At 61.6% G+C, this 25,065-nt stretch carries 26 protein-coding genes; 12 read left to right on the forward strand and 14 right to left on the reverse strand.

From position 1 onward, the window contains the following. A partial coding sequence (locus CVS27_RS17855; RefSeq protein WP_165788346.1) for an LPXTG cell wall anchor domain-containing protein occupies positions 1-1,062 on the forward strand: 1,062 nt, incomplete at its 5' end. A gap of 89 nt (positions 1,063-1,151) precedes the next feature. Here the strand turns inward: CVS27_RS17855 and CVS27_RS17860 are convergent. After that, on the reverse strand, positions 1,152-2,996 hold the full coding sequence (locus CVS27_RS17860; RefSeq protein WP_103467206.1) for a lipase family protein: 1,845 nt from the start codon (positions 2,994-2,996) through the stop codon (positions 1,152-1,154). A 101-nt stretch (positions 2,997-3,097) separates the two neighbouring features. Then, positions 3,098-3,256, reverse strand: coding sequence for a hypothetical protein (locus CVS27_RS20935; protein ID WP_165788202.1), 159 nt, complete (start codon positions 3,254-3,256; stop codon positions 3,098-3,100). 120 nt (positions 3,257-3,376) lie between these two features. Between CVS27_RS20935 and CVS27_RS17865 the strand changes: the two genes are divergently transcribed. Beyond that, positions 3,377-4,372, forward strand: coding sequence for a malate dehydrogenase (locus tag CVS27_RS17865; RefSeq protein ID WP_103467207.1), 996 nt, complete (start codon positions 3,377-3,379; stop codon positions 4,370-4,372). Positions 4,373-4,433: 61 nt separating this feature from the next. Here the strand turns inward: CVS27_RS17865 and CVS27_RS17870 are convergent, their stop codons facing one another. Together CVS27_RS17870 and CVS27_RS17875 are read right to left on the reverse strand one after the other, a co-directional pair. Then, entirely contained in the window at positions 4,434-4,652 is a 219-nt protein-coding gene (locus CVS27_RS17870) for a PLDc N-terminal domain-containing protein (protein ID WP_103467208.1), read from the reverse strand. Positions 4,653-4,684: 32 nt separating this feature from the next. Next, on the reverse strand, positions 4,685-5,398 hold the full coding sequence (locus CVS27_RS17875; protein WP_103467209.1) for an NUDIX hydrolase: 714 nt from the start codon (positions 5,396-5,398) through the stop codon (positions 4,685-4,687). Between the two features lie 338 nt (positions 5,399-5,736). Between CVS27_RS17875 and CVS27_RS17880 the strand changes: the two genes are divergently transcribed. Genes CVS27_RS17880 through CVS27_RS17890 form a run of 3 tightly spaced genes read left to right on the forward strand, consistent with a single transcriptional unit; the run spans position 5,737 to position 8,993 of the window. Then, positions 5,737-6,411 carry a TetR/AcrR family transcriptional regulator gene (locus CVS27_RS17880; RefSeq protein WP_103467210.1) on the forward strand — a complete coding sequence of 225 codons (675 nt, stop codon included), beginning with the start codon at positions 5,737-5,739 and terminating at the stop codon, positions 6,409-6,411. A gap of 9 nt (positions 6,412-6,420) precedes the next feature. Then, positions 6,421-7,356 (forward strand): ABC transporter ATP-binding protein, encoded by a 936-nt coding sequence (locus CVS27_RS17885; RefSeq protein WP_103467211.1) that lies wholly within the window; start codon positions 6,421-6,423, stop codon positions 7,354-7,356. A gap of 56 nt (positions 7,357-7,412) precedes the next feature. After that, positions 7,413-8,993, forward strand: a complete 1,581-nt coding sequence (locus CVS27_RS17890; protein WP_133162983.1) for an ABC transporter permease — start codon at positions 7,413-7,415, stop codon at positions 8,991-8,993. Between the two features lie 340 nt (positions 8,994-9,333). Here CVS27_RS17890 and CVS27_RS17900 read toward each other — a convergent pair whose 3' ends face one another. From CVS27_RS17900 to CVS27_RS17915, 4 genes are all read right to left on the reverse strand, one after another. Next, positions 9,334-9,957: a phospholipase A2 family protein gene (locus CVS27_RS17900; RefSeq protein ID WP_103467214.1), complete on the reverse strand. Its 624-nt coding sequence runs from the start codon at positions 9,955-9,957 to the stop codon at positions 9,334-9,336. A 549-nt stretch (positions 9,958-10,506) separates the two neighbouring features. Beyond that, entirely contained in the window at positions 10,507-11,772 is a 1,266-nt protein-coding gene (locus tag CVS27_RS17905; protein ID WP_103467215.1) for an APC family permease, read from the reverse strand. Positions 11,773-11,912: 140 nt separating this feature from the next. Then, on the reverse strand, positions 11,913-12,188 hold the full coding sequence (locus tag CVS27_RS21575) for a DivIVA domain-containing protein (RefSeq protein WP_103467216.1): 276 nt from the start codon (positions 12,186-12,188) through the stop codon (positions 11,913-11,915). A gap of 132 nt (positions 12,189-12,320) precedes the next feature. Beyond that, positions 12,321-14,282 (reverse strand): penicillin-binding transpeptidase domain-containing protein, encoded by a 1,962-nt coding sequence (locus CVS27_RS17915; protein ID WP_103467217.1) that lies wholly within the window; start codon positions 14,280-14,282, stop codon positions 12,321-12,323. Positions 14,283-14,438: 156 nt separating this feature from the next. Here CVS27_RS17915 and CVS27_RS17920 point away from each other — a divergent pair, with 156 nt between their 5' ends. Next, positions 14,439-14,939, forward strand: a complete 501-nt coding sequence (locus CVS27_RS17920; protein WP_103467218.1) for a DUF3592 domain-containing protein — start codon at positions 14,439-14,441, stop codon at positions 14,937-14,939. A gap of 27 nt (positions 14,940-14,966) precedes the next feature. Here the strand turns inward: CVS27_RS17920 and CVS27_RS17925 are convergent, their stop codons facing one another. Further along, complete coding sequence (locus CVS27_RS17925; protein ID WP_243399969.1) at positions 14,967-15,476, reverse strand: MarR family winged helix-turn-helix transcriptional regulator; 510 nt, start codon at positions 15,474-15,476, stop codon at positions 14,967-14,969. Positions 15,477-15,643: 167 nt separating this feature from the next. Here CVS27_RS17925 and CVS27_RS17930 point away from each other — a divergent pair, with 167 nt between their 5' ends. Continuing rightward, positions 15,644-17,782, forward strand: a complete 2,139-nt coding sequence (locus tag CVS27_RS17930; RefSeq protein WP_103467230.1) for an MMPL family transporter — start codon at positions 15,644-15,646, stop codon at positions 17,780-17,782. A 43-nt stretch (positions 17,783-17,825) separates the two neighbouring features. Beyond that, positions 17,826-18,353 carry a hypothetical protein gene (locus tag CVS27_RS17935; RefSeq protein ID WP_103467220.1) on the forward strand — a complete coding sequence of 176 codons (528 nt, stop codon included), beginning with the start codon at positions 17,826-17,828 and terminating at the stop codon, positions 18,351-18,353. Positions 18,354-18,431: 78 nt separating this feature from the next. Here the strand turns inward: CVS27_RS17935 and CVS27_RS17940 are convergent, their stop codons facing one another. The 3 genes from CVS27_RS17940 to CVS27_RS17955 form a co-directional block, all read right to left on the reverse strand. Continuing rightward, a complete protein-coding gene (locus tag CVS27_RS17940; protein ID WP_103467221.1) occupies positions 18,432-20,018 on the reverse strand; it encodes an ABC-F family ATP-binding cassette domain-containing protein in 1,587 nt (528 codons plus the stop codon). Positions 20,019-20,319: 301 nt separating this feature from the next. After that, positions 20,320-20,556: an ArsR/SmtB family transcription factor gene (locus tag CVS27_RS21385; protein WP_243400264.1), complete on the reverse strand. Its 237-nt coding sequence runs from the start codon at positions 20,554-20,556 to the stop codon at positions 20,320-20,322. A gap of 188 nt (positions 20,557-20,744) precedes the next feature. Then, the gene (locus CVS27_RS17955; protein ID WP_103467222.1) at positions 20,745-21,179 is read right to left on the reverse strand and encodes a hypothetical protein; all 435 of its coding nucleotides are present in this window, start codon (positions 21,177-21,179) and stop codon (positions 20,745-20,747) included. Positions 21,180-21,397: 218 nt separating this feature from the next. Between CVS27_RS17955 and CVS27_RS17960 the strand changes: the two genes are divergently transcribed. Both CVS27_RS17960 and CVS27_RS21510 read left to right on the forward strand, forming a co-directional pair. After that, the gene (locus tag CVS27_RS17960; protein WP_133162984.1) at positions 21,398-21,898 is read left to right on the forward strand and encodes a GAP family protein; all 501 of its coding nucleotides are present in this window, start codon (positions 21,398-21,400) and stop codon (positions 21,896-21,898) included. Positions 21,899-21,900: 2 nt separating this feature from the next. After that, positions 21,901-22,026, forward strand: coding sequence for a hypothetical protein (locus tag CVS27_RS21510; protein ID WP_279325127.1), 126 nt, complete (start codon positions 21,901-21,903; stop codon positions 22,024-22,026). Positions 22,027-22,301: 275 nt separating this feature from the next. Here CVS27_RS21510 and CVS27_RS17965 read toward each other — a convergent pair whose 3' ends face one another. Beyond that, positions 22,302-22,679 carry a VOC family protein gene (locus tag CVS27_RS17965; RefSeq protein ID WP_103467231.1) on the reverse strand — a complete coding sequence of 126 codons (378 nt, stop codon included), beginning with the start codon at positions 22,677-22,679 and terminating at the stop codon, positions 22,302-22,304. Positions 22,680-22,949: 270 nt separating this feature from the next. Between CVS27_RS17965 and CVS27_RS17970 the strand changes: the two genes are divergently transcribed. Both CVS27_RS17970 and CVS27_RS17975 read left to right on the forward strand, forming a co-directional pair. Beyond that, complete coding sequence (locus CVS27_RS17970) at positions 22,950-23,204, forward strand: hypothetical protein (protein WP_103467224.1); 255 nt, start codon at positions 22,950-22,952, stop codon at positions 23,202-23,204. Positions 23,205-23,214: 10 nt separating this feature from the next. Then, positions 23,215-24,102: an FHA domain-containing protein gene (locus CVS27_RS17975; RefSeq protein ID WP_103467225.1), complete on the forward strand. Its 888-nt coding sequence runs from the start codon at positions 23,215-23,217 to the stop codon at positions 24,100-24,102. A gap of 2 nt (positions 24,103-24,104) precedes the next feature. Here CVS27_RS17975 and CVS27_RS17980 read toward each other — a convergent pair whose 3' ends face one another. After that, positions 24,105-24,953: a methylenetetrahydrofolate reductase gene (locus CVS27_RS17980; RefSeq protein ID WP_103467226.1), complete on the reverse strand. Its 849-nt coding sequence runs from the start codon at positions 24,951-24,953 to the stop codon at positions 24,105-24,107. Positions 24,954-25,065 lie beyond the last annotated feature (112 nt).

The following is a 25,065-nucleotide window of genomic DNA, read 5'->3' on the forward strand; positions in this document are numbered from 1 at the left end:
GCTGGCACCACACCAGGGAACCTGAGCATCACAGCAACCGCAGGAACCAAAACTGCCAGCACCCCGCTGACAGTCACACCGGCACCCGCCGTCACCACCACAGCCGGCACGGTCCAGGCAGGCAGCCCCGTCACGGTGAACCTGGCCAACTACCCCGCCACCACCGCCGTGGAAATCAAGCTCGGCACCACAGTGCTCGGCTCGATCACCACAGCAGCCGACGGCACAGGAACCAAGGCATTCACCATCGCCGCTGGCACCACACCAGGGAACCTGAGCATCACAGCAACCGCAGGAACCAAAACAGCCACCACCACACTGATAGTCACATCGTCACCAGCAGTCACGTTGCCCAGTGAGGATACTCAAGCCGGCGACGACCTCAAGGTCTCAGTGGAGCATTTCCCTGCCGACACGGAAGTAACGGTTTCTTTGGGCGGCGTGGTGCTGGCAACGATCACGACCGACTCCATTGGAGTGGGAACAGCCACTGTGAAGGTTCCCCGCAACACCCCTGCAGGAACAGTGGACTTGGTGGTGACGGACGGCACCAAGACGGCAACCATTCAGGTTGACGTAGCCGCGGCACCAGCAGTGAATGGGCCTGGTACTTCCACCGAGGTACCAAGCATTCAGGCTGGTAAGAAGTTTGAGCTCACCATGTCCGGCTTCCCAGCCAACAGCGACGTTTCGCTGGTGCTGCACTCCACTCCTGTACTTCTGGGAACTGTCACCACCAAGGACGACGGCACCGTGACAACAACCGTCACAATCCCGGCATCCACTGAGGCAGGCGCGCACACCATTGTGGCCAGTGCAGGCAGCAAGACCGCATCACTTCTGGTGCAGGTGAGCGCGGCAGACAAACCCAGTCCCAGCCCGTCCACCACCAAGACACCCGCTAGCAATGCACCGGCCACCACGGCCACCAGTACTGCTGGGGACCTTGCCAGCACAGGATCAACGTCCGTGGCTTTGGCTTTGGCAATGGGTGGGTTGTTGCTGGTCATGGCTGGCGCGGGCACTTTGTTAGCCCGTCGCAGCCGCCGCTCGGCACACTAGTGAGCCAAACGACGTCGTAAGTCAACAGTGAAAGGTGCCCTTCGCCATCACGGCGGAGGGCACCTTTTCATTGGCGGGGATCAAACAGGTTACGGCAGATCGTTGCAGTTCCCGGTTGCCGGCTTCCCTGCGATCCGATCCTGTGTCCACGCCAGCAGCTCTGCAATCAGTGGCGAGTCCGGCGAGACAACGCCCATGTGGTCCTTGCCCGCGTACTTCTTGTACGTCAGCTCCTGACCTTCGGCGCAACGCCCTGCCACATAGGCGTCCTGGACTGACGGGACCACCAAGGTGTCGGTCTCGCCCTGGGCTATAAAGAGCGGGAACGGAATGGGCAGCACGGGCGTGTTCTGGCGCAACCGGTCCCCCATGGCACCTGTTGTGGGGTCCTTGCTGAAAACAGTCTTGTCCTTGTCAATGGCAATGGCGTTGATCAGCGACACCAAAACACCCGGCTCGGACAAGCAGCGGGCGGACATCTCCCGCACAAAAGTCCTGGCCACGGGCGTGATGTAGTCATTGAAGGACACATCAGGGTAGGTGTCGGCATACGCGGCCGCAACATAGGAGGCAAACAGGCTGCCGCCAGCAAGGTTCGGCATGTTTTTCACCAAACCGATGGCGTCGCTGGCCGGGGCCATCGCGGCCACCCCGGTGATGGCCAGCTCCGGCGCGTACGTGGATGCCAGGCCGCCAGTCCACAACGCGGCCTGGCCTCCTTGAGAGTGGCCCCACACAATGGTTTCCGGCACCATCTCCAGATCGGCCTGTTGAGTGTCTAGGGCCTTGGCGGCCCGCACCGAATCGAGAACGGACCTGGCTTCACCCTGCCCGATCAGGTATGGCTGCGGCCCCTGAGTGCCCAACCCGGCGTAGTCGGTGGTTACCACCACCCAGCCATTGTCCACAATCTCATCGAGGGCGGGCATGGCCCCCGAGGAGAATGGCTCCGGCAGGTTCGACGGCGCACACGCCGGCGCATAGCCTGTGGTTCCGTGCGCCCACGCAACAACTGGCCGGGGGCCGCTGGCGGGTTTCGTCGATGTCAGGATCACGGCGCTGGCGACGGCAGGGGTTTTGTCGTCCCGGGTGGTGGTGTAGAGGATCCGCCACGCCTTCGCATTGGCCGGGACCGCCGTCGTAAATGCCTCGCTTTTCAGCAGCACGCCGGGCTGCGAGGGCACTGTTTCGGGGGCGTCGTAGAAGGCTGAGAGTTGTGGGGCTCCGTCACGCAACTGCGCACCAAGGCCCGCTGCCGCCACGGCGAGCGCCAAGGACAGCACAGCGCCGGTGACACGCAGCCAACGCTGCAGGGTGTTGAGTGGTGCTGGTGCCGTGGAGCGGCGGCGTCCGCGCCACAGCTGGGTGAGTGTATTCCAGATCCGGCCCAAACCAAACACAAGGGTCCGCACCCCGAACAGGACGGCCACAATCAAGAGCGTCACGTCCGGCCAGGCCAGCGCCACGACTCCCAAAATGAGGTCGGCGAGGGCAAAGATCGTGGCCGCGAGGCGTTCATCGGCAGGCCTGCCCACCCCCCGAATGCCATCGATTCCACGGATCAAACCAGAGACTATGAGGGAGATGGCCACGAATGCCGGCAGTACCGCCATGGTTCCGCCTGTCCACACAAGCATCACCGCACCTGCAACTATCCATCCCCAGCCCAGGATCATGCGAACGGAGTCGGACTCGTCGAGCTCGATCAGATCAGCCACACCGGAGATGATGAAACTTGCGCCCAGATAGAATGTCAGGGCGCCCAGTGAGGACAGCGGCTTGCTGGCCAGCGTGATTCCAAGCCACACACACAGTGCCCCCACCACCAGGCTCAGCCACCACGGGGCCCGGGCCAACAATGCCGGCAATGCCCTGGCTCGCTGCCCCAAGGTGCTCGTGGTACGGCTGGTGGTTGAAAAATTAGACTCGGACATGCAGTCCCCTTGTGCATTGAATTGTATTAACGGCGTTGGCCGCTGGGCGCTCATTGGTATGTATTCGTGGACCGCTGAATTCACAGTGCGGCCGCGGGTCCTCAGCTGTCTTTGTTGGCCAAGGACGTTTCTTTGGTGATTTTTTCATTCGCGAGTTGCTTACGCCTGATCCGCGAGGCACCCATCATGAAAACGATGATGACGATGACGGCCGCGGCCCACACAACTGCAATCACGGCGAACACTAGCCACTGTGGCATTCTTGCCGGCTCCTATGCTGTTGGGTTGAGGGCCGTCACATCCATATTTAGGATAGACGAATGGTGCCGCTGCAAGCTGATGTTCACGCTACCTCTCTGGGGTGTGGTTAGACTTTCCCCATGAACGCACATGCTTCCGCGCCCGTCACAATTACTGTCACCGGCGCCGCAGGTCAGATCGGCTACGCGCTGCTGTTCCGGATTGCCTCCGGCGCCATGCTCGGCCCCGACGTTCCGGTGAAGTTGAATCTTCTGGAAATCCCACAGGCTGCCCAGGCGGCAGAGGGCACCGTCTTGGAACTCATGGACTGTGCGTTCCCACTGGTGACTGGCCTGGAAGTGTTTGATGACCCTTTCAAGGCGTTCGACGGCGCCAACATTGCCATGCTGGTGGGTTCGCGGCCGCGCGGCCCGGGCATGGAGAGGGCAGATCTGCTCAGTGCCAACGGCGGCATCTTCTCGGTGCAGGGCAAGGCCCTTAACGCCGGTGCCGCGGATGATCTCAAAGTGGTGGTGGTGGGCAATCCCGCCAATACGAACGCCTTGATTGCAGCGTCCCACGCGAAGGACATCCCCGCTTCACGCTTCACAGCCCTGACCCGCTTGGATCATGACCGGGCCTTGGCCCAGCTTTCCGCCAAGACCGGCACCCCGGTGAGCGAGATCAAGAGGCTGACCATCTGGGGCAACCATTCCGCCACCCAGTACCCGGACATTAGCCATGCCACAGTGGCTGGCCGCCCTGCCATTGAGCTGGTGGACCAGCAATGGTTGGCAGATGAGTACATACCCCGGGTGGCAAAACGCGGGGCTGAGATCATCTCTGTGCGCGGCGGCTCCTCCGCCGCGTCCGCAGCCAACGCGGCCCTGGAGCACATGCGTTCATGGGTTCAGGGCACTTCCGACGGCGACTGGACTTCCATGGCTGTGCCTTCAGACGGTTCCTACGGTGTGCCCGAAGGCCTGGTCAGTTCCTTCCCCGTCACCACCGCCAACGGCGACTACAGCATTGTGCCCAATCTTGAGATCAGCGAGTTCTCCCGTGCCCGCATCGACGCCTCGGTGGCTGAGCTCGAGTCAGAACGAAGCGCCGTTGCTGAATTGGGCCTGCTCTGACAAGGCCAGCCCCAACCACGCCCGGGGCCAAGGTCCGCCTTGTGCCCCGCACCGTTGAACCCTAGTTTTTGCGGCCCTTGAGGAAGTAGGCAATGGGTCCAACGAAATTAAGGAACGACGCCGCCACCCACTTCCCCTTGGCTCCGTTGACTTGCGCCGGGGTTCTTTTGGCAAGGTCTCGCAGGGCCGCTAGCTGCAGGGCAATTTGAACCACGGTGCCCAGCATGATGGCGGCCTTGGCCGGCTTGCTAAGGTCTTTCCAGTGCTTCCTGGTGGACATGACGGCTCCTGCTTTCTGACGGCGGTTGGTACTCAAACTGTACGTTCAAAAACCCAAGGCAACCCGGTCATGGTGAGCCTGTGCCTTGCACCGGCCGGATCCCTAGCCCCAGGGTAGGCCTCATCTCCCGCCCATAGAAGACCCGCCGGTCCATGACCTGTGGGCCGGATCCACGGTTCGGGAATCAACAGTTGAGTCTCGTAGATGAACGGCGCTGTGCTCCTGCCTTGTTCCAGCGCCTGAGCCACGGATTCCATCCGGGCCAGATGATGCAAGGTGACCCAGGTGGGCGGCACCAGCGTCATCTCCTGGGCCGAGTGCTCGCGCAGTGCCTCCGCCGGTGACATCCACGAGTACCGATCGTGCTCTTCACGATTCAAAATTACCCTGTCCGACGCCGCAGCTGCCAGCATGAACCAGGTCCTAAAACGCCGCGGAAGGTGTTGCATGGGTGTCCACTGGGACAGCCACACCAAATCGTTGAGGGAAAGGTGCTGCCCGGTTTCCTCGGCCAATTCTCGAAGGCCCGCCACTTGGGCGGCTGCAAAAACATCGAGCCTGCCGCCAGCAGAATCCACACGGTCCGCCGGGTCCACCTTCCCACCTGGGAAAACCCAGGCACCGCCAAAGGTCCTACTGTGGTTCGGCCGCTCAAGCATCAGCGCCTCAAGACCCGCAGGGCCGTCGCGCAGCAGCACAATGGTGCAGGCATCCTCCAACGGTGCAAGTGGTGCATCTGTTTCCATGGGGACAGCCTAGTCCCCACTGGCACCTTAGCCTCGTGCTTGTGGGCCAAACCGGACAGTCACTGAAAATTGCCTCAGTTGTGCAACATCTCAGGATGCTCGCGAAATCATTCCTGTGTGACTTGTCGTGGCCTCTGCCCGGACCTTCAGCGTCGCATAATGCGCAACGCCAGCACCCCGGCGTGGGCATGACCCAAGTCCACTTCGGCTATGCGCCAACGGGGGTGCTGGCACTGCGCCACTGTCATTCCTGCGCAAGCGAAGCGGCTGGCAACGCGCATAGGCAATGCCAGCACGAGCTCTTGCCGCCTGCTATACATGCGAGTAGCATCCTGTTCATGAGTGCAGCTCATGAGGATTTAACTGCTCGGGCGAGGTTGCGGGATGCGGCCATTGAGTGCTTTGCGGCGCAGGGGTTTGAAGAATCGCTGCGGGCCATTGCCGCACGCGCGGGAGTCAGCGCCGGACTGGTCAGGCACCACTTCGGTTCCAAGGAGCAGCTACGCGCCGAGTGCGACGCCACAGTCCTCAAACGCTACAGCACGCTGAAGTCGGAGAGCATCAAAACCGATCCCCAGCAGTTGTTCGCACAGTTCCCTGCGTCCCGGGAAGGCGGCATCCTGCTGGTGTACATTTTGCGCAGTGTCCGCGAAGGCGGGGCTGCCGGCCGCGAGTTCATTGAACACATGATCGACGAGGCGCTGGTATTTACCCGCGCTGCTGTGGAGCGCGGCATGGTGGTGCCCAGCCGCGACGAGGCAGCCCGCGTGCGTTTCCTGACCTACCAATCAATTGGCGCCCTGGTGGTCCGACTGGCCATGCACCCCGGCACTGCGCTGGATGATTTTCAGGCCGTCATGGAGGCCTTCTACGCCGACACCATGCTGCCGACTCTTGAGCTGTATACCGAGGGCCTGTTCACCGAGCGCAGCTATCTGGACGAGTACCTCAACTACGTTGCAGCCGCCAATCACCCACCCGTGGGTCTCGCGGGAGAATCTGCACCACGCTAAGGAAACATCATGTCCTCAAGCAATCTGGCCATCGAGGTCACAGACCTGCACAAACATTTTGGCAAGACCGCAGCTTTGGCAGGACTGAACTTGCAGCTTGCCCAAGGCAGCGTTGGCGGCTTCCTGGGTCCCAATGGATCAGGCAAGTCCACCACCATCCGCATCCTGCTGGGTCTCTTGAAGTCCGACGGCGGGACTGCCACCTTGCTGGGCGGCGATCCCTGGCGCGACGCCGTGGAGCTGCACCGGCGGATCGCCTATGTCCCGGGGGAAGTGAGCCTGTGGCCCAACCTCACAGGTGGGCAAGCCATTGACATACTCGCGCGTTTGCGTGGCGGGGTTGACTATGCCAAACGCGATGAACTGCTTGAACGGTTCGGGCTCGACCCCAGTAAGAAGGCCCGAAGCTACTCAAAGGGCAACCGTCAAAAGGTGGCGCTGGTGGCCGGTTTGGCCTCAGACGCCGAGCTGTTGATCCTGGATGAGCCAACCTCCGGCTTGGATCCCCTCATGGAGCAAGTTTTCACGGAGTGCATCCGTAAAGTGAAGGCGGAGGGCCGCAGCGTGCTGCTCTCAAGCCACATCTTTGCCGAAGTGGAAAAGCTGTGTGACACCGTGACCATCATCCGCGAAGGCCAAACTGTTGAGGCTGGCCGGCTCGATGACCTCCGGCACCTGCACCGCACAGTGGTTTCGGTGGTCCTTGATAGGGATGCCGCTGTGCTGGCCACGGTAGCCGGTGTCAACGACCTCGTCACGGACGGATTCAAGGCAACATTTACCGTGGGTGAGGAGGAGCTGGGCGGAGTCCTGAAAACGATTTCCACCTACTCGCCGCGCACGCTTGTCTCCAGCCCGCCGTCCTTGGAAGACCTTTTCCTGCGCCACTACGGCGGCGCGGGCAGGGCGCAGCTCACCACCACGCAAGTGGCAGGTGCCCGATGAACACGGGAACGCCCGGCACACATGGCGCGACGCGTCCGTCCGCCCGGTGGGACACCATGACTGGCTTCTTGTTGTGCGTGCGCTTTATCCTGCGCCGGAACTGGTTGCGGCTGCTCGTGTGGGCAGCAGTCCTGGCCGTCATGATCCCGGTGGTGTACGACTCCCAGCAGCAGGCTTTCCCTACCCAGGCTGCCCGGGACGCATACGCCCAAGTGGCCAACACGCCCGCAGTTGCAGCCATGACGGGCCTGCCCTATGCTGCGGGCTCCCTGGGTGGCATCCTGGTCATCAAGATCTGGATGACGCTTGCCGTAGCCCTGGGCTTTGCCTCGATCTTCCTGGTGACCCGCAACGGCCGGGCCGATGAGGAGGCCGGCCGCACCGAGCTGCTGCGTTCCTCCGCCCTGGGCCGCCACGCGTATAGCATGGCCAATTATGTTGTGGCTGGCGGCTTGAGCGTGCTGGTGGGTTTGCTGGTCTCGCTGCTGTGCCTGTCCGTCAGCCTGCCTGTGGCCGGCTCGTGGGTCATGGGCGCCTCCATCGCGGGCACGGGTCTGGCCTTTGTGGCCGTCGCAGCACTCTGCGGGCAGTTGAGCACAACCAGCCGAGGGGCCAATTCCTTGGGCGTTGCCGTGCTGGCGCTGTTTTACTTCATCCGCGCGGGAGCTGATCTGCAGACCCACGGAACGGAGGTCAGTCCGCTGAGCTGGTTCTCCCCCATTGGCTGGGCGCAAGACATGCGCCCCTTCGGTCAGGACACCTGGTGGCCGCTGCTGGCGCTGGTGGCCCTGACTCTTCTGGGCTGCGCCCTGGCCTTGCGCATCGAGACCACCCGTGATCTGGGTATGGGCCTGCTTGCCGAGCGGCCGGGCCCGTCACGGGGTTCGGCGTTTCTGGCCAGCCCCGTGGGCTTGGTGTTGCGTTTGGAGCGCGGCAGCTTGATCGGCTGGTTGCTGGGCGCCATTGTGGCAGGGGCGTTTTTTGGTGGCGTGGCCAAGGCAATGACCACGGCATTGGATCCGACAAATCCGTTCGCCAAAGCGTTCATGGGCAATTCGGCAAGCGTGCTCGACGGCGTCATGAGCCTCTTCGTCATGTTCAACGGGCTACTGGCGGGCGCCTTTGCGGTGCAGTGTCTGGCAGGCGCACGCGGCGAGGAAGCCAACGGTCGACTGGAGTGCCAGCTTGCCGGTGCGCTCTCCCGCTCCAAGTGGCTGCTTGCCCAGCTGCTCGTCGCCGCAGTGGGCTCAGCACTGATGCTGCTCATTGGGGGGTTCCTCACGGGGGCTTCCTCCAACGGTGCGGCCACGGGCAGAGACATGGCTGCCGCATCTCTTGGGTATTGGCCGGCGGCGCTTCTCATGACGGGTGTCATGCTGTTCCTGCACGGATTCCTGCCCCGCCTCAGCGTCAGCCTGGCCTGGGCTGTCTATGGGCTGTCTGCCCTGATTGCCATGTTTGGGCCGTTGTTTTCCCTGTCCGAGTCCGCCATCAAGGCAACTCCGTTTGGCGCCGTGCCGCGAATGCCCATCGAGGACTTCGCGCTGCTTCCAACAGTGGATCTGACGGTGATTGCAGTGGTGCTCGCTGCGCTGGGTATCTGGCGTTTCCGCACCCGGGACATCGTGCCGGAATAGCCCCGCACCGAGTACCACCCGCCACGACAGCCTAGGGTCCGCTGGTCAGCGTAACTACGAGGACAAGACCCTGGATCAAGGCGAAGCCCCATAGTGCGGAGATTAGGGTCCACCAGAGATGCCGGCTTCGCAGGGCAAAGGCTGCCCCCGCTATTCCTAGCGCAATAGGCACCAAGAATAGCCAGAGGGGCCTGTTGCTACCGGATCCAGTCCAGTCGGGCATAAACAGGACGACTACCAATGCCAGAGCCATAAACACCCAGGTAACAATTGGCTTTCCTGTGGGGTTCGTTGAACCCGTTGGCTGATTAGTACTCGTCATGGTTTTGGGGCATCGTCCTTACTTGAATGGATTGCACATGCAATAGGTGAAGTAGACGCTCACTGCGGCAGCAGTGACGCGTTCCTGTGTCTTCATCCTGTTAACATTCCTGTTGATGTCGCTGATGATGGCGCGGTCGCAGGAACACGCAAAGTACCCACGGGATCCGTAGCACTTGTCGTGTGTGCGACAAATCGAATCCAGCACATCTACTGCCGCTCCGCCGCCGTGACCAGGGCCGCACCAGTTGCCCCAAATGGGAAGACCCAGCTTGGCCGCCACTTGGTCACCGCGACCACTATTTTGTGCCGCCGCCAGCGTATTAACTATGGCGCCCACTTCAAGCGTTGCAGCGTCGGCCCCGCTCGCTTCGGCGGCAGCCGTATCAAAGTAGGTGTCCTGCCCCTCAGCAACTCGCATGAATTTCAGGGCCTCTGACACCTGGGCATCAAATTCCTTGTTGTTCGATTTTTTTGCTTTGGAATTGAAGGTGGCAGGTGCAGAAGAGGAAAGGGAATTAGTGTTCTGGGAAGGCGGCACAGCGAGAGCCGGGGAGCCTCCGAGCAACATGTGAACAGCAACACCCAGAGCCGACCAGGCCTGGGTCTTTCGTTGTTTGTATTTCTTGAGCAAGTTTTCCATGTTTAGTTCCCCCAATGAGTCATGTCTGCGAAGCATTTACGAGCCAACAATCATGACAATAACCGCAGGAGGGCCAGCCGGCTAAACACTGAAGTGGATCAAACTTTTCAGCTGGCCCACAGACGATTGCCCTGTCCTTTCGGTCAAGCTGGAAGCCTCACCTCATGAGAAGGAAACACAAGAACGGCGACAATGATGCATCCACTGCTTCAAAGCCGTTGCACTTGCCGCTGGTGTATTCCCCCGATTCAGCACCGCCTGGCTGAACGCCCTGACCGAACGATGGATCCAAAGAGTTGTTCCTGCACCCTGTGGCTAGCGGTCAGTGCGCAAATACTAACCATCCAGATGCCCTGAACCCAGCGCTGAGCGGGGCGCTGCTGGAACCGAAGAACTCCTGGACCATCACCTGGAACATGACCCAGTTGTTGTCCGGAATGGCCGCCCCGCCCCGGAGACCGGATCGGTGCCAGCCAGTGCTCCTGTGTGTAGCCGGTGACCGGGCTCAACACGCGGTTGCCCTCAGGCTTTCCAAGGGAATTGTGAACGTCAGCTTTCCCTTAGACGGGCCCCATGCAGGCGGCCCAGGCGCAGGCATATTCCCACGGCAAACATGGCCAGGCCAACCCCCACGGACAGCGGCGGGAGTGTGGCCACCAAGACCACGCACGCCAGGGCACCGAGGACTTGCAGGGCCTTGGGGTAGCGGCGGTCCGCGGAAGGCTGCGTGAACGCAGCAACATTGGCCACCAGATAGTAAACAAGAACGCCAAAGGAGGAAAATCCGATGGCCCCGCGCAGGTCAGCCACCAGTATCACCACACAAATAAGCACTGCCAACACCGTTTCGGCCCGGTGCGGGACCTTGTAGCGGGGATGGATGGCGGAGAGCCAGTGCGGCAGGTCGTGCTCGCGGGCCATGGCCAGGGCTGTCCGGCCCAGACCGGCGATGAGAGCCAACAGGGCACCCAGGGCTGCCACCGCTGCACCGATTCGCACCATGGGGGTGGCCCATGCGCCGGATCCCTGATCCACGGCGTCGGTCAGGGGTGTGGGTGTCGCTGCCACGCCGTCGGGCCCAAGCACGGCAAGCAGTGTGATCGCGATGACGGCATAGACAACGGCTGTGATGGCCAAGGCAATCACTATGGCCCGCGGGATGGTGTACCTGGGGTTGCGAACTTCCTCCCCCATGGTGGCGATTCTGGCATAGCCGGCAAAAGCGAAGAACAACAGGCCAGCAGACTGCAGGATCCCGTACCAGCCATGCGCCAGCAACCCGCCACCGGCAATCATCCCCGCGTCCGGCACCGATCCGCCCCAACAGAGGGCCACGGCCAGGCCTAACGCCAGGATGACTGCCACCACCAGAATCCGTGTCAGTCCGGCAGTGCGGCTCACCCCGTGGTAATTCACGGCGGCGAGAATCACCACGGCCGCGATGGCAACAGGGCGTTCCCACCCGGCGGGCGCCGCATAAGCGGCAAAGGTCATGGCCATTGCGGCAGCGCTGGCCGTCTTTCCAATGACAAAACCCCACCCGGCCACGTACCCGGACCAAGGCCCCAACCGGACACGGCCGTAAAGGTATGTTCCACCGGAGCTTGGGTAGGCGGCGGCCAGTTGCGCCGACGAGGTGGCGTTGCAGAAGGCCACCACCAAGGCAACGAGGAGTCCGATCAGCAGCCCCGAGCCGGCGGCTTGGGCGGCCGGGGTGAACGCCGCAAAAACACCAGCCCCGATCATGGAGCCCAGACCGATGAGAACAGCATCAAAAGTGCCCAGGCGTCGGGCCAGGGCGGGAGGACTACTCAACTAGGCACGGCCCCTTCAAACAGGTGATGGCCCCGAGGAGCCAGGCATTCAACAGCGGAACTGCAGCGATGATACTACCTGGAAGTGAACACCAGGCAAGCTGTGAGAATCTCCTGCTTGTTCGTGACCGCGCCCCAATGTCAGGGCAGTTTCCCCGACTCATAGCTGAGCAGGGTTGCCGACACGTCGTCAAGGAAATCGTCCACCTGGCCTTGGTCGTATCCAGTGCGGAACTTGGTGGGAGTGAAGCGGGCACTAACAACGGATTCGGCGCTTAGTCCGCCGGCCCGGCCGCCCTCCCAAAATTGGAGGGTTTCACGGACGGTCTCAAGGAAGGAGTCAACCTCATCCGGGCTGTAGCCTTCGCGAAACTTTGTGGTGGAAAATCTAATGTTGGAAATGTCCAAACTGTTCATCGTGCATCCTCTACCCCCGGGCGGAACAACTTTGTTCCGCAATTGACGTTCCACACCTACCCTAAACCGGCGGCGGGAGGTGGGGAAACCTTCTCCCCCACCTCCCGCCGTCGAGCATCAAGAAACGCGGAATTACTTCCCTGCCGCAGCCGCCAGGATGGTCTTGGCGAGCGGGCCGCCGGTGACGGCACCCAAATCGCCGTCCTCAACAAAAACGGCCACGGCAATGTCGCCCTGCGCTGCAATAACCCAGGAGTGCGTGCGCGGCGGCACGTCATTGCCATATTCGGCGGTTCCAGTCTTGCCAATGGCCTCGGCGCCGGGCAGATCGGCCAGAATGTCCAAGTAACCATCGGTGACCACTGCGCGCATCATGGTGCGCAGGTCCCCGGCCTCCTTAGCCGTCAGGTCCGCACCTTCTGCGGGCTTGGCCTTGCCATCGTGGCCGTCAACCAGCACCGGCGGCACCGCCGAGCCCTTGACCGCGGCAGACATCATCGCCGCCATGGCCAAGGGCGAAGTCAACACCTTGCCCTGGCCAATCATGGACGCCGCATGTTCGGTTCCGGCAGAATCGCGTGGCACGGCACCCATGTAGGCATCCAGGCCAAGGTCATTGCTCATGCCGATGCCCAGTGCACCTGCCGCATCGGCCAACTTCTCCTGTGAGAGCTTGTCAAACTGTGAAACAAAGGCTGTGTTGCAGGAGTGGGCCACGGCGGTTGTCAGCGAAATGTCACCCGTGGCCTCGGCCGCGTAGCCCGGGGCGTTGAGGAACTTCTTGCCGTCGGCAATGAAATCCGTGGTGCAGGGCACCTTGGAGGTGGGGTTCATGCCCAGGCGGAAGAGTCCCAGCGAGGTGGCAATCTTGAACGTTGAGCCGGGAGCGTACTGGCCCAAAAATGCCGTGTTGTAGCCCTTGCTGTCGGGGCCGTTGGCTGAGGCCATGATGGCACCCGTGGACGGGCGCATGACAACAATGGAACTAGGTGTCTTGACGCTGGCCAGCGCTTCCTCGGCCGCGCTTTGCAGATCCGGCACCAAAGTGGTTTTTACGTCCTTGCCGTCAGTCGCTTCGGCGGTGAAGAGCGTCTTGGCAGGCGCGCTTTCTGCGGCGGGTGCTTTCTCGGCGTCCGCGGGGGCAGTTGTTGGCGTGGCAGCGGCTGGCGTAATGGCACTGACGGTAACGCCCGGTGTGCCGGAAAGTTGCGCATCAAAGGAGGCCTGCAAGCCACCGGAACCCACAACCTGACCGGCAACCACTTTGCCTTCAGACTTTTCAATGTCCTCGGCCGTGGCTTCATGCACCGTGCCCAGGATGGCTGAGGCAAAGGTGCGCGACGGCGCCAGCGGCAAGGTGGCAGGCGTGACAAGAATGCCCTTGACGGCGTTGAGCTGGTCCTGATTCAGCGCCGCAAACGCATCCTCGCGCAGGGTGATGGCGTCCACAAACGCCACCGGGCCGTAGGCCTTGACCTTGGCAACATAAGCTGCGGCGTCGATGCCCAGCACGGCTGCGAGCGCCGTTGCTGAGGCCTCCGCCTGTGTGTCACTCAGGCCTTCCTTGTTGATGCCCACAATTTTTACGGGGCGGTCCTTCACAATGGCCATTCCATCGGCGGAGAGGATGCTGGCCCGCTGCCCGTACGTGGTGGTGAGCTTGAGGCGTTCACCGGCAGCCAGCTTGGGCTCCACCATTTCCGGGGTCCAGGTGATGGTCCAGTCCTTGCCATTGCGCTTCATGTCGGCCCCGGTGGAATACGTCCAGGGCTTCGCCAGCTTCGGGATGTTCCAGGTGTAGTTCAGGGAGACTCGGGCATTGTCGTCCTTGACCTCGACGCCGGCCACAGTGACCGTGGGCCACACCGGGTCGATGCCCTTGGAAAGTTCGGTCAATTCCTTTTGGACGTCTGCGGCTGGTTTATCAAAGCTGAGGTCCCCCACGGTGTGGGCGGAGAGGGCCTTGGCCAGCGCGTCGGCGGTGGAGGTGCCGTTGTCCGGCGTCGAACAGGACACTGCCCCGACGGCGAGACTGAGAGTTAGCAGCAAAACTGTGACGCGACGAATCATGAGCTCCCTGACGTTGGTATGCATCCCACCCTACCCATCGTGATGAAAAATCCAGCGACATTCGCTGGCAGTTATGCTGATCTGGCGGCAATCTCATACTGAGGGCGGACATTTCTTCACGCCCGCAGGGTTCCGCCTCCATCATCACGCTCCCCCGAATTGCATTTGAAAGGCCGTCACATGGGTCAACGGTTCAGGTCATGGGCCGTAGCTGGCGTCTCAGCCATTGCGCTCGCGGCCCTTACGACGGCGGGAGTGGTCACCTTAGGCGGGGGCCTGGCCGAACAAGGCAACGCCTCAGCCCTCAGTGCTGCGGGCAGCACCTTGGTCAGCACTGCTGGCACAGTGAAGGCCAATGCCGGCGACACCGAATGGTCGCAGATGCCGGTGCGCTTCATCACCGAGGGCGGCGAAGCCATTGAAACCATGGTGTGGACCAGACAGGGCAACAGAAATTTTGACGTCGGCGAGCTAGTGGAGCTGGACTATGTTTCCCAGTACCCATCCGCGGCCAGGCTGGCTGATGGGCAGGGTGGCCCAGCCAAGTCCATGGGCACAATTCTGACGGGAGCTGGAATCCTGGCTGCCGCATTCCTGCTGACTGGGGCTTGGATCTGGGACCTGGTTGCACGGTCCAAGCGTCGTGCCGGAAAACGCACACGGCCGCTCCGGCAACCCTAGGCTCGTGGTCCGCCGTGTGCTGTTGCGCTAGTGGGCCGCTTGGGCGGGAGCCCCTGATTCTTCGCGCGCCTCCGGCGCTTTGAGGTTTTCCCTGGCTGTGGAAGTGGCCGCTGTCATGTCACGCAGGAACCGCTCCACCAGCTCCAACTCCTCGGGTGTGTAATTTTGCACCGCGCCGCCAAGCTCCATGGCCAGTGGTAGGAACAAGGTGCGGCCCACGTTTCTGGCGTGTTCGGTCATGGAGAGCTGGATTTGCCGGCGGTCCGCTTGGTCGCGCTGGCGGACCACATGCCCCGATCGCGCAAGCCTGTCCACCAGGGCGGTGGTGGCAGGCGAGCTGAGGTTGAGTGCGTCGCCCAACTTGCCCGGCGTCATGGTATTGCCTTCGCGGCTGGGACGAACCAGAAAGCCCAAGGCATTCAGATCGGTGCGGTGAAGGCCATGCAAGGAAGCAACCCGCTCAACATAGCGATCCGATTCAAGGGTGAACTCGCGCATCACTGTGAATAGTTCGGTATGGGGCTGGGGTGACTTCATGTGAACAATCATCCCCCCATTTGTCACTCACGGGTTAAAATAATATCTCCAGTATGGAATCTCTCTGTTGTGGAAGTAATATGATTCCTATGAAACCTCTTGACTGATCGCCCAAACGTTGGCTGCGGCTGACATTGCCCGCAGTTCTGATAGTTGTCTGGTTCTTGATGGCAGGGCTGGGCGGGCCCACGTTCGGCAAAATCTCGGATGTCTCAAGCAATGATCAGGCCAGCTTCCTTCCCGCCAATGCAGAATCGACTGTTGCGCGCGACTGGCAGTTGCGGTTCGTGGACAGCAACGTGATACCTGCCGTGGTGTTGTTGACCAGCGACGAGCCACTGACGGCGGCCCAGCTGGGGGAGATCGCAACCCTTGCGGATAAGTTGGGTGCGGTTGCCGGAGTGCAAAAGCCCACACCACCGGCCACCAGCACGATTGCCGGCCCCATTCCCTCCGCAGACAAGCTTGCTGTTGAGTTTCTGGTTCCCATCTCCGACACCGGTGAAATAAAGACTGTTGTTGACGAACTGCGGGACGTACTCGCCTCCTCAGCACCTGCCGGCATGAGCGTCTACGTCACGGGGCCGGCTGGTCTGACAGCCGATCTGGTCAATGCCTTTGGCGGCATTGACGGGGTTCTGTTGCTGGTGGCGCTCTTGGCGGTGTTTGTCATTTTGCTTGTTGTGTACCGCTCAGTGGTACTGCCAATCTTGGTGCTTTTCACCTCGGTGGTAGCCCTGTGCGCCTCCATTCTGGTGATCTACTACATGGCCAGCTGGGATTGGATCAAGCTCAGCGGACAAAGCCAAGGCATTCTTTCCATCCTGGTGATCGGCGCCGCCACCGACTACTCGCTGCTGCTGGTGGCCCGGTTCCGCGAAGCCCTGCACCAGGTAGATTCCAAGTGGGCCGCCATGGGACGTGCCCTGCGTGGCGCCTGGGAGCCAATTGTCGCCTCCGGATCCACAGTCATTCTGGCCATGCTTTGCCTCCTGTTCTCAGAGCTGAACTCCAACCGGAGCCTGGGCCCCATCGCTGCCATCGGCATTCTGTTCTCGCTTTTGGCGGCACTGACGTGCCTGCCCGCCCTGTTGGTGACCTTTGGCCGGGGATCCTTCTGGCCCTTCAAACCGAAGGTGGAGCATGACCACAAGCATGGGGCCATGGCCAGCTCCGGGATGGGTGAGGCAACCGCCACTGACGTTGAACGGGGATTGGCCGGGATTGGCGGCCTATGGCGCCGCATAGGCCTGCTGATTGCCCGCAAGCCGCGCATGACCTGGGTGGCCACCTTGGTACTGCTCCTGGCCGCGAGCACCGGAGTTCTGCAGCTGCAGGCCAACGGGGTGTCCCAAACCGAGATCATTCTGGGCCAAAGCAATGCCGTGGACGGACAGCGCGCCTTGGCCGAACACTTCGACGGCGGCAGCGGCAGCCCCGTGGTGATCATCGCCGACCAGGGCAGCAAGGACCAGGTGCTGGCCGCCGTCGAAGGTCAACAGGGAATTGCCGAGGCCAGCGTCTTCACGGGCAATGGCCGCCCCGACCCCGCAGCGCAGCCAGTGGTCAAAGAGGGTCGGGTGCTGATCAATGCCACCTTGAAGGATCAGGCCGATTCTGAAGCCGCGGAGCAGGTAGTTGTGGAACTCCGTGAGCAATTACCCTCCGTGGATGCAAGCGTTTTGGTGGGTGGCGTATCGGCGATCGCCCTGGACACCAATGTCACGGCTCAAAACGACTTGTTCAAGATTGTGCCGCTGGTGTTGATTGTCATTTTCATCGTCTTGATATTCCTGCTGCGCTCCATCGTTGCGCCGCTGCTGTTGATCGGCACTGTGGTGCTCTCCTACATGGCCACCATGGGGGTCTCGGCGCTGGTGTTCAACCACGTGTTTGGCTTCCCCGGCGCAGACGCTACAGTGCCGCTGTTTGGCTTTGTATTCCTGGTGGCGCTGGGCGTTGACTACAACATCTTCCTCATGACCCGTGTCAGGGAGGAGTCACTGCTCATGGGCACCCACGCCGGGGTGCTGCGCGGTTTGGGCAAGACCGGCGGAGTCATCACTTCCGCTGGCGTGGTGCTTGCCGCAACGTTCGCTGCTTTGGGCATCATTCCGCTGCTGTTCCTGGCGCAGCTGGCGTTCATCGTGGCCTTTGGTGTGCTGCTGGACACCGTGATTGTGCGGACCCTGCTGGTTCCGGCGCTGAGTTACGATCTCGGTGACAGGGTGTGGTGGCCCGCCAAGCGCAGCAAGTTCGGCCAAGCTGCCATTGCGCCCGCCGAGGGCACAGGCGGCAAACGGTAGGCTTGTTGGGCCGCAACCGCCACCAGCAAGGAGATCCGCCCGCATGGCCAAGAAGAGACCCTGGAACCGGGTGGGGACAGTTGCCAGTGTCCTCTTCATGGCCATGGCGGTCTTCGGTGGAATCGCCGTTTTCAAGGGCGCCGTTGCCGAGTCGGAGCGGGCGGCCGCGCTGGCGGACCCCGGCACCGCCCTCCATCAGGTCCCGTCCACTGTGACAAAACTCGGCAGCGGTAAATATGGCGGCAATGAGCTGCACGTCAGCTTCGAAACCGTTGAGGGCACCAGGGTCACAACTCGAGTCCGCACCCTCCAAAGCAACCGCGGATATTCCAAAGGCCAGCAGCTCGATGTGGTCTATGCGGAACAAATGCCCAAGGCGGCCCGGCTGGCCGTGAATCCGGGCCCTGCCGCCAGCTTCGGCGGGACCATGGCCCTGGCTGTCTTCGTTTGGATGACGGCCGCCGTTGTGGCTTGGCGGGCCCTCCGCGATATCTGGCCCAAAGCCAAAAAGCCCGGTTCAAAGAAGCCCCGGGCTCCCCGCCGGGGCAGGAAGGCCCGCTCCGGCCGGTAACTGTCGGCGACCCCAAGCCTTGGGAGAGGGGAGCATTGGGAGCGGGGCGCCTCAGGAGCGGGGCGCTTTGAGGGCTTTCTAGCCGCCACTGACGGCGATAACTCCAGGGTTCTCGGCGTCGAACACCAGGCGGCGGTTGGCGATCTTGTCGGTGAAGAACCTGTCGTGGCTGACCACCAGCACGGCGCCGGGGAAGTGCAGCAGCGCCCGCTCCATGACCTGGGTGCTGGACATGTCCAGGTGGTTGGTGGGCTCATCGAGCACCAGGACCGAGGCGCCGGACAGCAGGCACTGGGCCATGGCCACACGGGCGCGCTGGCCACCGGAGAGGTTGCCAATCTTTTGCTTGAGATCGGCTTCGGAGAACTGGAACATGGTGAGGAACCTGTTGACCGACTTCTTGGTGGCTGTCAGGGCAAGGCTGTCCGGCATGGCGTTGACGGCGTGCGTAACGGTGTCATCGGGATCCAGTTCGTCCAGGAGCTGGTTGTAGGAGACCAGCCCGCCGCCCTTGGCCCAGGTGACATAGCCGGAATCGGCGGCTTCTTCCCCGGTCAGGGCGCGCAGCAGCGTCGACTTGCCGGAGCCGTTGGAGCCCAGCACCACAATCCTGTTGCCGCGGCGGATCTCAAAGCTGAGGTCGTTGAACAAGGTACGGTCACCGTATGACTTGGTGAGCGATTCCACCCGGCAGAGGACGTCCTTGACGTGCAGGCCACCGTAAATCTCGGTGATGATCTTGTCCACTGGCCGCGGTGCACGGGACTTCTTGATCTTCGAAAGCTTTGAATCCAATCCCTTGGATGCAGCCTTGGCGGCCTCGCGGCGGTCGGAGATGCCTTCAGCTTCAAAGGCCAGCAGCTCGGATTCGTGCATGAATTGGCTTTCCAGCGTCTTCAGGCGGAATTGCTTGGCCACAACGTACTCGGCAAAGTTGCCGGGGTACTCGTGCAGGTGGAAGTTCTCCAATTCAATGATGCGGTTGACCACCGCATCCAGGAACTTCCTGTCGTGGGAGACGATGATCGCCGCACCCTTGAAGTTCTTGAACCAGGATTCAAGCCATTCCACACCTGCCACGTCGAGGTAGTTGGTGGGCTCATCAAGGAGGAGCACATCGGGTGCTTCGAGCAGGATCTTCGCCAAGGCGGCACGGTTGCGCCAGCCGCCGGAGAGATCATCGATGGCTGAGACTCGGTGGGCCTCACTGAAGCTCAGAGTGGTCAGCACCCTGTCGATGTTTCGCTTGTAGTCCCAGCCGTCCAGCCGGTCCATGTCATCGAATAGCTCGGACTGGCGGTGGATCAGGCGGTCCAGCTCATCGGCGGCCGGGTCCGCTGCGATGGCAGAGTCGATGCCGGCCAGCTCAGCCTCAATGTCCTTGACGTGGGCAAAGAGCTCTTCGAGCACCTCAAGGATGGTGGAGGCCCCGTTCAGCTCGGAGAACTGGGAGAAGTAGCCAATCTTGGTGCCGAGCTCCACGGCCACGGTGCCGGTATCGGGTTCCACCTGGTCCATGACCAGTTTCAGCAGGGTGGACTTGCCGGAGCCGTTCTTGCCGATCATCCCCACCCGGTCGCCGGCTTCAAGCTTGAAGAACGCCTCGCGCAGCACCTGGACCTTGTCGAAGCGCACGGAAACGTCATTGAGGCGGATCAAGCTCATGGGTGTGGTCCTTTGTTGCAGCGAGTCGGGGCGGGAAAAACACCCGCCTCCACTTTACCGCGCAGCCGCGTCTAGGCACTCAAGCCAGGTGCCGCCGTCGAACTGTGCAATCTGGATCGGGCGGCCGCTGGGTTTAATTTAAGTGGCAGCTCCGTGCCGTGGGGATCCTGTGGCGAGACTACAGTCAGCCAACGGTCGGCGCCCATCGGAATGTCATGCTTGAACACAAACCCGAGGGTATCGGCGCAAAAGACCCGCGGCTGTTCCTGGTCATCAACGAGCACGCTGGTCAGATTAATTCTCACGCCGATCCCTCACCGTCTATGGCGGCGCCGCTGCTTGGGCTTCCACCGGATTGATTGCCCCATCGGCCCATGATGGGGTCCAACGGGGCAGTATTGATGTAGTGGAATTTGTACCGGCCTTCTCGCCTGGCCTGAACCAAAACTGCCCCCTCAAAAATGTCCAGGTGCTGCGAGACGGACTGGCGCGAGGAATTGAGCCCGTGGTTGGTGATCAGCCGGGGGGCAGAGCTCAAACAGGCTCTGCCTGTTCCGCAGGGTCAGCTGGTCCAGGATGATCCGGCGGGTGGGATCTGCCAGGGCTTTGAATACGTCAGCCACAATCTCACCACAGGCAAGTGTTTACTTGCATGTCAAGGGTGCGGAACCCGTTGTGGCGGCGTGCGAACTTGTGCGGCGTCCCTGCGCAGCGAGGAGCCAGCAGCTATTCCTGCTGTGAAACCAACTCGAACTGTGCACTGTCGGCACAGATGGAGCTGATTGTCAGCGAGTATCCCCTGAAGGTGATCTGCTCCCCCATGGCCAGCCTCTTGAACGATTCATCGATCGATGGCTTGGGCTCATCGGCCCACAGCACCAGACTGACGGTGGGGACGGCGGAGCCAACATCCGTTCCGGCTAAACCGACGGCGGGCGTGAAGCTTGCGCCCTTGGCGGACTGGGGCAACCCGGGGGTGGGCCCCACGGCGGAGGTGGCAACCCGGTAGCTTCCAACTCCCGTGCAACTCACGTTTGTGGCGTTGGAGGATTCGTGCGCATCCGGGCTCGGGCCTGTGCCGTGAGATGCCCTGCAGACGGTCACCCCGAGAAGGGATATGGCCACGAATACGCGCAGCGCCAGGATTGCCGCAACCTTCACGGTCCCACCACATTTGCGTTCGGGACGCCGTCGTTCGCCCCTGAAAAGACCGCCACATCAACCACCTCAATTTTTCGCGCTTGGCAACCCAAGCATTGTCTTGACTGTACGAGCATCCGTGCGAAACTTCGATGGCGTGTTGCATCCATCGCCACCAGGAGATGCCAGACGTGTATGAGGTCATTGGGACTCTGATCCCGCTGTGACTGGGTATTTCCTTGAGCCCGTTTCCCATCACCATGATTGTGTTGCTACTGGGATCGTCCCGCCCCAAGGCGAACGGTTTGGCGTTCCTGCCCGGCTGGGTGGCGGGAATCGCGGTCATCGTCGCAGCGCTCACCCTCCTGCTGGACACCGTTGAAGCCTCCGGAAGCGGAGACCCGAATGCCTTGGCAGGGATTCTGTGCCTGGCCTTGGGCGCTGGGCTTCTATTGCTGGCGGGGCGCAAGTTTGCCAAACGCATCAAACAATCCACCGCCGGCTCCCTCCCCCGCTGGATGGCCTCCGCCGAGACGATGGCCCCCTCCCGCAGCTTGGTCACAGGACTGGCATTGTCTGCTGCCAACCCCAAGAACCCGATGATTACGGCGGCCGCCGGTGTCACCATCGGTGCCGCCAGCCTCAGCGTCTCGGAAGAGCTATGGGCCATGGCGGCCTTCTTGGTGGTGTGCTCGGTGACAGTTGCCATCCCAGCGGCCGGCTACCTCTTGGCACGGTGAAAATGGCGGTGCCACTGGCGTCGCTCAGGGGCTGGCTGCGCACCAACCACTCGGTCATGACGGGACTGTTGCTGCTGGTTTTTGGCTTCATCCTCATCGGCAATGGAATCGGCAGCTTCCAAGCATAAATTCAATCCAAACTGGCGACCGCTCCGAACTACACCGGCGGCCGTTTCATCCAGCCGCACCACAGTGGGCAATCTGTTGCCGCGATCGGTGAGGGAAACGCATGGAGCACAAGTTCGAGAAAATCACAGGCCTGTGGCCCTTCGCCGTGGGAATCCCTGAAGCCAAGGGAGTACCCACCAGGGAAGAAGCACAAAGCCCGACTGCGGAGCACCACAGCTGCTTGTGCGGATCCCAGCCCTAGCAGGACAGGCCCCGAACGGCGTCGTGGTTGGATCTAGCCGTTGGGCCTGCTGGGGAGGTACTGGACGGCCCACTTGTTGCCGTCGGGGTCGGCGAAGTACACAAAATGGCCCCACTCCTGGATATCGACGTCGCTGACTTCCACGCCGTTGGCATTGAGCTGGTCATGGGCGGCTTGGATGTCACTGACAACCATTTGCAGGTTCGGCGCAGTGCCCGGGGCAGCGTCCGTGAGGCCTTCACCAATACAGATGGAACAGGCCGAGCCGGGTGGTGTTAGTTGAACAAAGCGGATTCCACCACCGGGCCGCTCATCGTAGTCGGCGTTGAAGCCAACCTTGTTCACATAGAAATCCTTGGCGCGGTCCACATCGGACACGGGGACAAATACCAGTTCAAGTTTCCAGTCCATGCCGGACACGCTACTCTCTGGCAATGTTTACCAACAGGGCATCCTGTCATTTTCCGGGTTCATTTGACGATCAAATTTGCCGAAGCACCCTCAGCAAAATGAGTGGTAAAACATATATTCAGATCTTTGAACTATCTATATCATTCGGCAGACGCAATCACTAGGGTTGCAGCAAGTGCACCAACGAAGGGCAACCAGCCTTGACTTGTGAATGGTGCACTTCTGGCGGTGCACTGGGCACAACCAGCTACTTCTTTGAAAGGTACCGTCATGACTGAGAACCAACCAAGCACTGACGATATCCGCTCAGTTCCCATCAGCGACTGGTCCGATTTGGGGCAGCAGCTGTGGCAGTACCTGACGGGACGTGGAGCAGAGGTCAACTACAGCTTTGTGGACATGAGCGTTGAAGTGCCCCGCGACATAGGACCCGACGCGCCCAGGGCCACCTGGAAGTTCAACGGCACCGTGCGCGTCACCACAAGCGACAATGAAGGCACCGTCGCCCCGGCGCTGAAGCCGTAGGTGAAGGCCCATGCGTTTTGACATCGATCTGGAATTCTCTGTTGAGCTCCCCGTTGAGGACGGCAGCGAACCCACAGTGGTTCATGGCAGCATCAAGGCCGCGGGACGAGAAATACAAATACACACCGACAGCGCGGCCCTGTTCCGGCTCGGCTCCCGCAGAAATTTGCCGGCCATTCGGGATGTGGCGCGGTACTTGGCGAAGAACGGAATCACGGTTACGGTTTCCGTCCCGGAAGGCACCATTGTCAGCCTGGGGGCCGTGGAAGTCTCAGCATTTCACCGGCTGATCACCAATTCTGCGCATATCTTGCCGGGCAGATCGAACACCTGGTCAACCTTGCTCAAGGCACAAACTCGAGGCGACGTCCAAGGCAGCCTGATTCCTCCCGGCACGCCATTGCCGTTGGCCCCCACATTCCAACGGCGCTTCCGCCTCAAGCCCACCACCACGCACTACACCTTTGGCGGCGGGCGGCCCCGGCTGATATTCGTGCGGGACAGCGAGACGTGGGACGGGCACCCGCCCAGCGAGTTCAATTTGGTGGCGGAAACCACCCTCATCGGCAGTGACGGCGACGCCACGTTCGTCTTGCCCGAATTGGCTGCCGTGCAAGCACACATAGTGCACCGCGAAGATGACGAGTACGTGTTCTTCGCCGGCGGGCCAGACAGCCCCACAGGGCGCCCGCAAGTGTTGCGCACTGGCGCACGGTTGGTGCTTGGACCGTGGCGGCTGGTCTTCTTCCGGGAGGAATACGCCGACCACGGACGGCCGTTTGGTGGGCGTTCCGCAGGAGAATTTGCCCGCCCCCAGCGTCCCCAATTTGATCCGCGCCGAGGTCAGCTGGAGTACGACGCCGTCGCAGGAGTGGGTGATTCGCGCCAGCCACAGTAGCTCTAGGGGGAAGGGACGGCGCTAGAGCGCACTCCTCCCTTTGCGCCAGCGCCGTCCGAAGTCCCATGTATGGGCCCGAGCCCACCCGCTTCCGGCAGGGAGTCTAGGCTGTTGAAGGTGTACAAGTGGATGCCGGCCGGCGGTACTGGCAGGTCCGCCAAGTCCGCAATGAACTGTTCCGGCTGGTAGCTGGTGCCGCCCAACAAGGTCATGCCCAAAGCCCCCTTGCCGGTAATGAAGCGCAGTGAACTGCCCACACCAATCTTCGTTGCCAGGCGGAGCAGCTTTGTTCGCGGGACGGCTCCCGCAACGCCCGCCCACACGGGCAGCTTTACGCCATCACGGCGCAATACCGCCATGTACTCAGCAATCGTGGACGGCGAAAAACACATTTGCGTGACGATGTGGGTTGCCAGATCCTGTTTGATGCGCAGGGATTCCATGAGCTGGCCGTCTGCGATGCTGGGGTGTCCCTCCGGGTATCCGGCAACGCCCATTTTCATGCTTTTGCCACTCAACTGCGCGATCTCGCGCATGAGGTCTTCGCTTGATTCGAAGGGTCCACCAGATTGTCCTTTGTCGCCCCCAATGACGAAAAGCTCTGTGATCCCGGCGGTGCCGCACGCGCGCAAGATACCGGCGAGCTGCCCGCGCGAAGAAATGGAGCGGGCAGCAAGGTGCGGGACCACGTTGAAGCCATGCCCCGCCAGTGCGGACGCCGTGTCCATGGTGCGTTCCACTCCGTGCTGGGGGAGGCAGGTCACGGTGATGGTGGTGCCGGCGGGAACCCGCTCCAACACCGCGGGAACTATGTCCTGGGTGGGGATGATTTCCAAGCGTGAGGCGAACATGGTCAGGCCCTTCCCTGGTTGGGTGGAACTACCGGGCTGTTATGAGTGAGGCTGCTTCTTGGCGGGTGTGGCCGGAGTCTTCGATGCCTTCGGCGATGTGGGCGAGGTGTTC

It is taken from the genome of Arthrobacter glacialis (genome assembly GCF_002909445.1).
Taxonomy (GTDB): domain Bacteria; phylum Actinomycetota; class Actinomycetes; order Actinomycetales; family Micrococcaceae; genus Specibacter; species Specibacter glacialis.

Excerpts from the sequence above, each read along its gene's own strand:
- CVS27_RS17860 (WP_103467206.1), bottom strand. The coding sequence starts at position 2,996 with ATGTCCGAGTCTAATTTTTCAACCACCAGCCGTACCACGAGCACCTTG.
- CVS27_RS20935 (WP_165788202.1), bottom strand. The coding sequence starts at position 3,256 with ATGCCACAGTGGCTAGTGTTCGCCGTGATTGCAGTTGTGTGGGCCGCG.
- CVS27_RS17865 (WP_103467207.1), top strand. The coding sequence starts at position 3,377 with ATGAACGCACATGCTTCCGCGCCCGTCACAATTACTGTCACCGGCGCC.
- CVS27_RS17870 (WP_103467208.1), bottom strand. The coding sequence starts at position 4,652 with ATGTCCACCAGGAAGCACTGGAAAGACCTTAGCAAGCCGGCCAAGGCC.
- CVS27_RS17875 (WP_103467209.1), bottom strand. The coding sequence starts at position 5,398 with ATGGAAACAGATGCACCACTTGCACCGTTGGAGGATGCCTGCACCATT.
- CVS27_RS17880 (WP_103467210.1), top strand. The coding sequence starts at position 5,737 with ATGAGTGCAGCTCATGAGGATTTAACTGCTCGGGCGAGGTTGCGGGAT.
- CVS27_RS17885 (WP_103467211.1), top strand. The coding sequence starts at position 6,421 with ATGTCCTCAAGCAATCTGGCCATCGAGGTCACAGACCTGCACAAACAT.
- CVS27_RS17890 (WP_133162983.1), top strand. The coding sequence starts at position 7,413 with ATGACTGGCTTCTTGTTGTGCGTGCGCTTTATCCTGCGCCGGAACTGG.
- CVS27_RS17900 (WP_103467214.1), bottom strand. The coding sequence starts at position 9,957 with ATGGAAAACTTGCTCAAGAAATACAAACAACGAAAGACCCAGGCCTGG.
- CVS27_RS21575 (WP_103467216.1), bottom strand. The coding sequence starts at position 12,188 with ATGAACAGTTTGGACATTTCCAACATTAGATTTTCCACCACAAAGTTT.
- CVS27_RS17915 (WP_103467217.1), bottom strand. The coding sequence starts at position 14,282 with ATGCATACCAACGTCAGGGAGCTCATGATTCGTCGCGTCACAGTTTTG.
- CVS27_RS17920 (WP_103467218.1), top strand. The coding sequence starts at position 14,439 with ATGGGTCAACGGTTCAGGTCATGGGCCGTAGCTGGCGTCTCAGCCATT.
- CVS27_RS17925 (WP_243399969.1), bottom strand. The coding sequence starts at position 15,476 with ATGAAGTCACCCCAGCCCCATACCGAACTATTCACAGTGATGCGCGAG.
- CVS27_RS17930 (WP_103467230.1), top strand. The coding sequence starts at position 15,644 with ATGGCAGGGCTGGGCGGGCCCACGTTCGGCAAAATCTCGGATGTCTCA.
- CVS27_RS17935 (WP_103467220.1), top strand. The coding sequence starts at position 17,826 with ATGGCCAAGAAGAGACCCTGGAACCGGGTGGGGACAGTTGCCAGTGTC.
- CVS27_RS17940 (WP_103467221.1), bottom strand. The coding sequence starts at position 20,018 with ATGAGCTTGATCCGCCTCAATGACGTTTCCGTGCGCTTCGACAAGGTC.
- CVS27_RS21510 (WP_279325127.1), top strand. The coding sequence starts at position 21,901 with ATGGCGGTGCCACTGGCGTCGCTCAGGGGCTGGCTGCGCACCAACCAC.
- CVS27_RS17965 (WP_103467231.1), bottom strand. The coding sequence starts at position 22,679 with ATGGACTGGAAACTTGAACTGGTATTTGTCCCCGTGTCCGATGTGGAC.
- CVS27_RS17970 (WP_103467224.1), top strand. The coding sequence starts at position 22,950 with ATGACTGAGAACCAACCAAGCACTGACGATATCCGCTCAGTTCCCATC.
- CVS27_RS17975 (WP_103467225.1), top strand. The coding sequence starts at position 23,215 with ATGCGTTTTGACATCGATCTGGAATTCTCTGTTGAGCTCCCCGTTGAG.
- CVS27_RS17980 (WP_103467226.1), bottom strand. The coding sequence starts at position 24,953 with ATGTTCGCCTCACGCTTGGAAATCATCCCCACCCAGGACATAGTTCCC.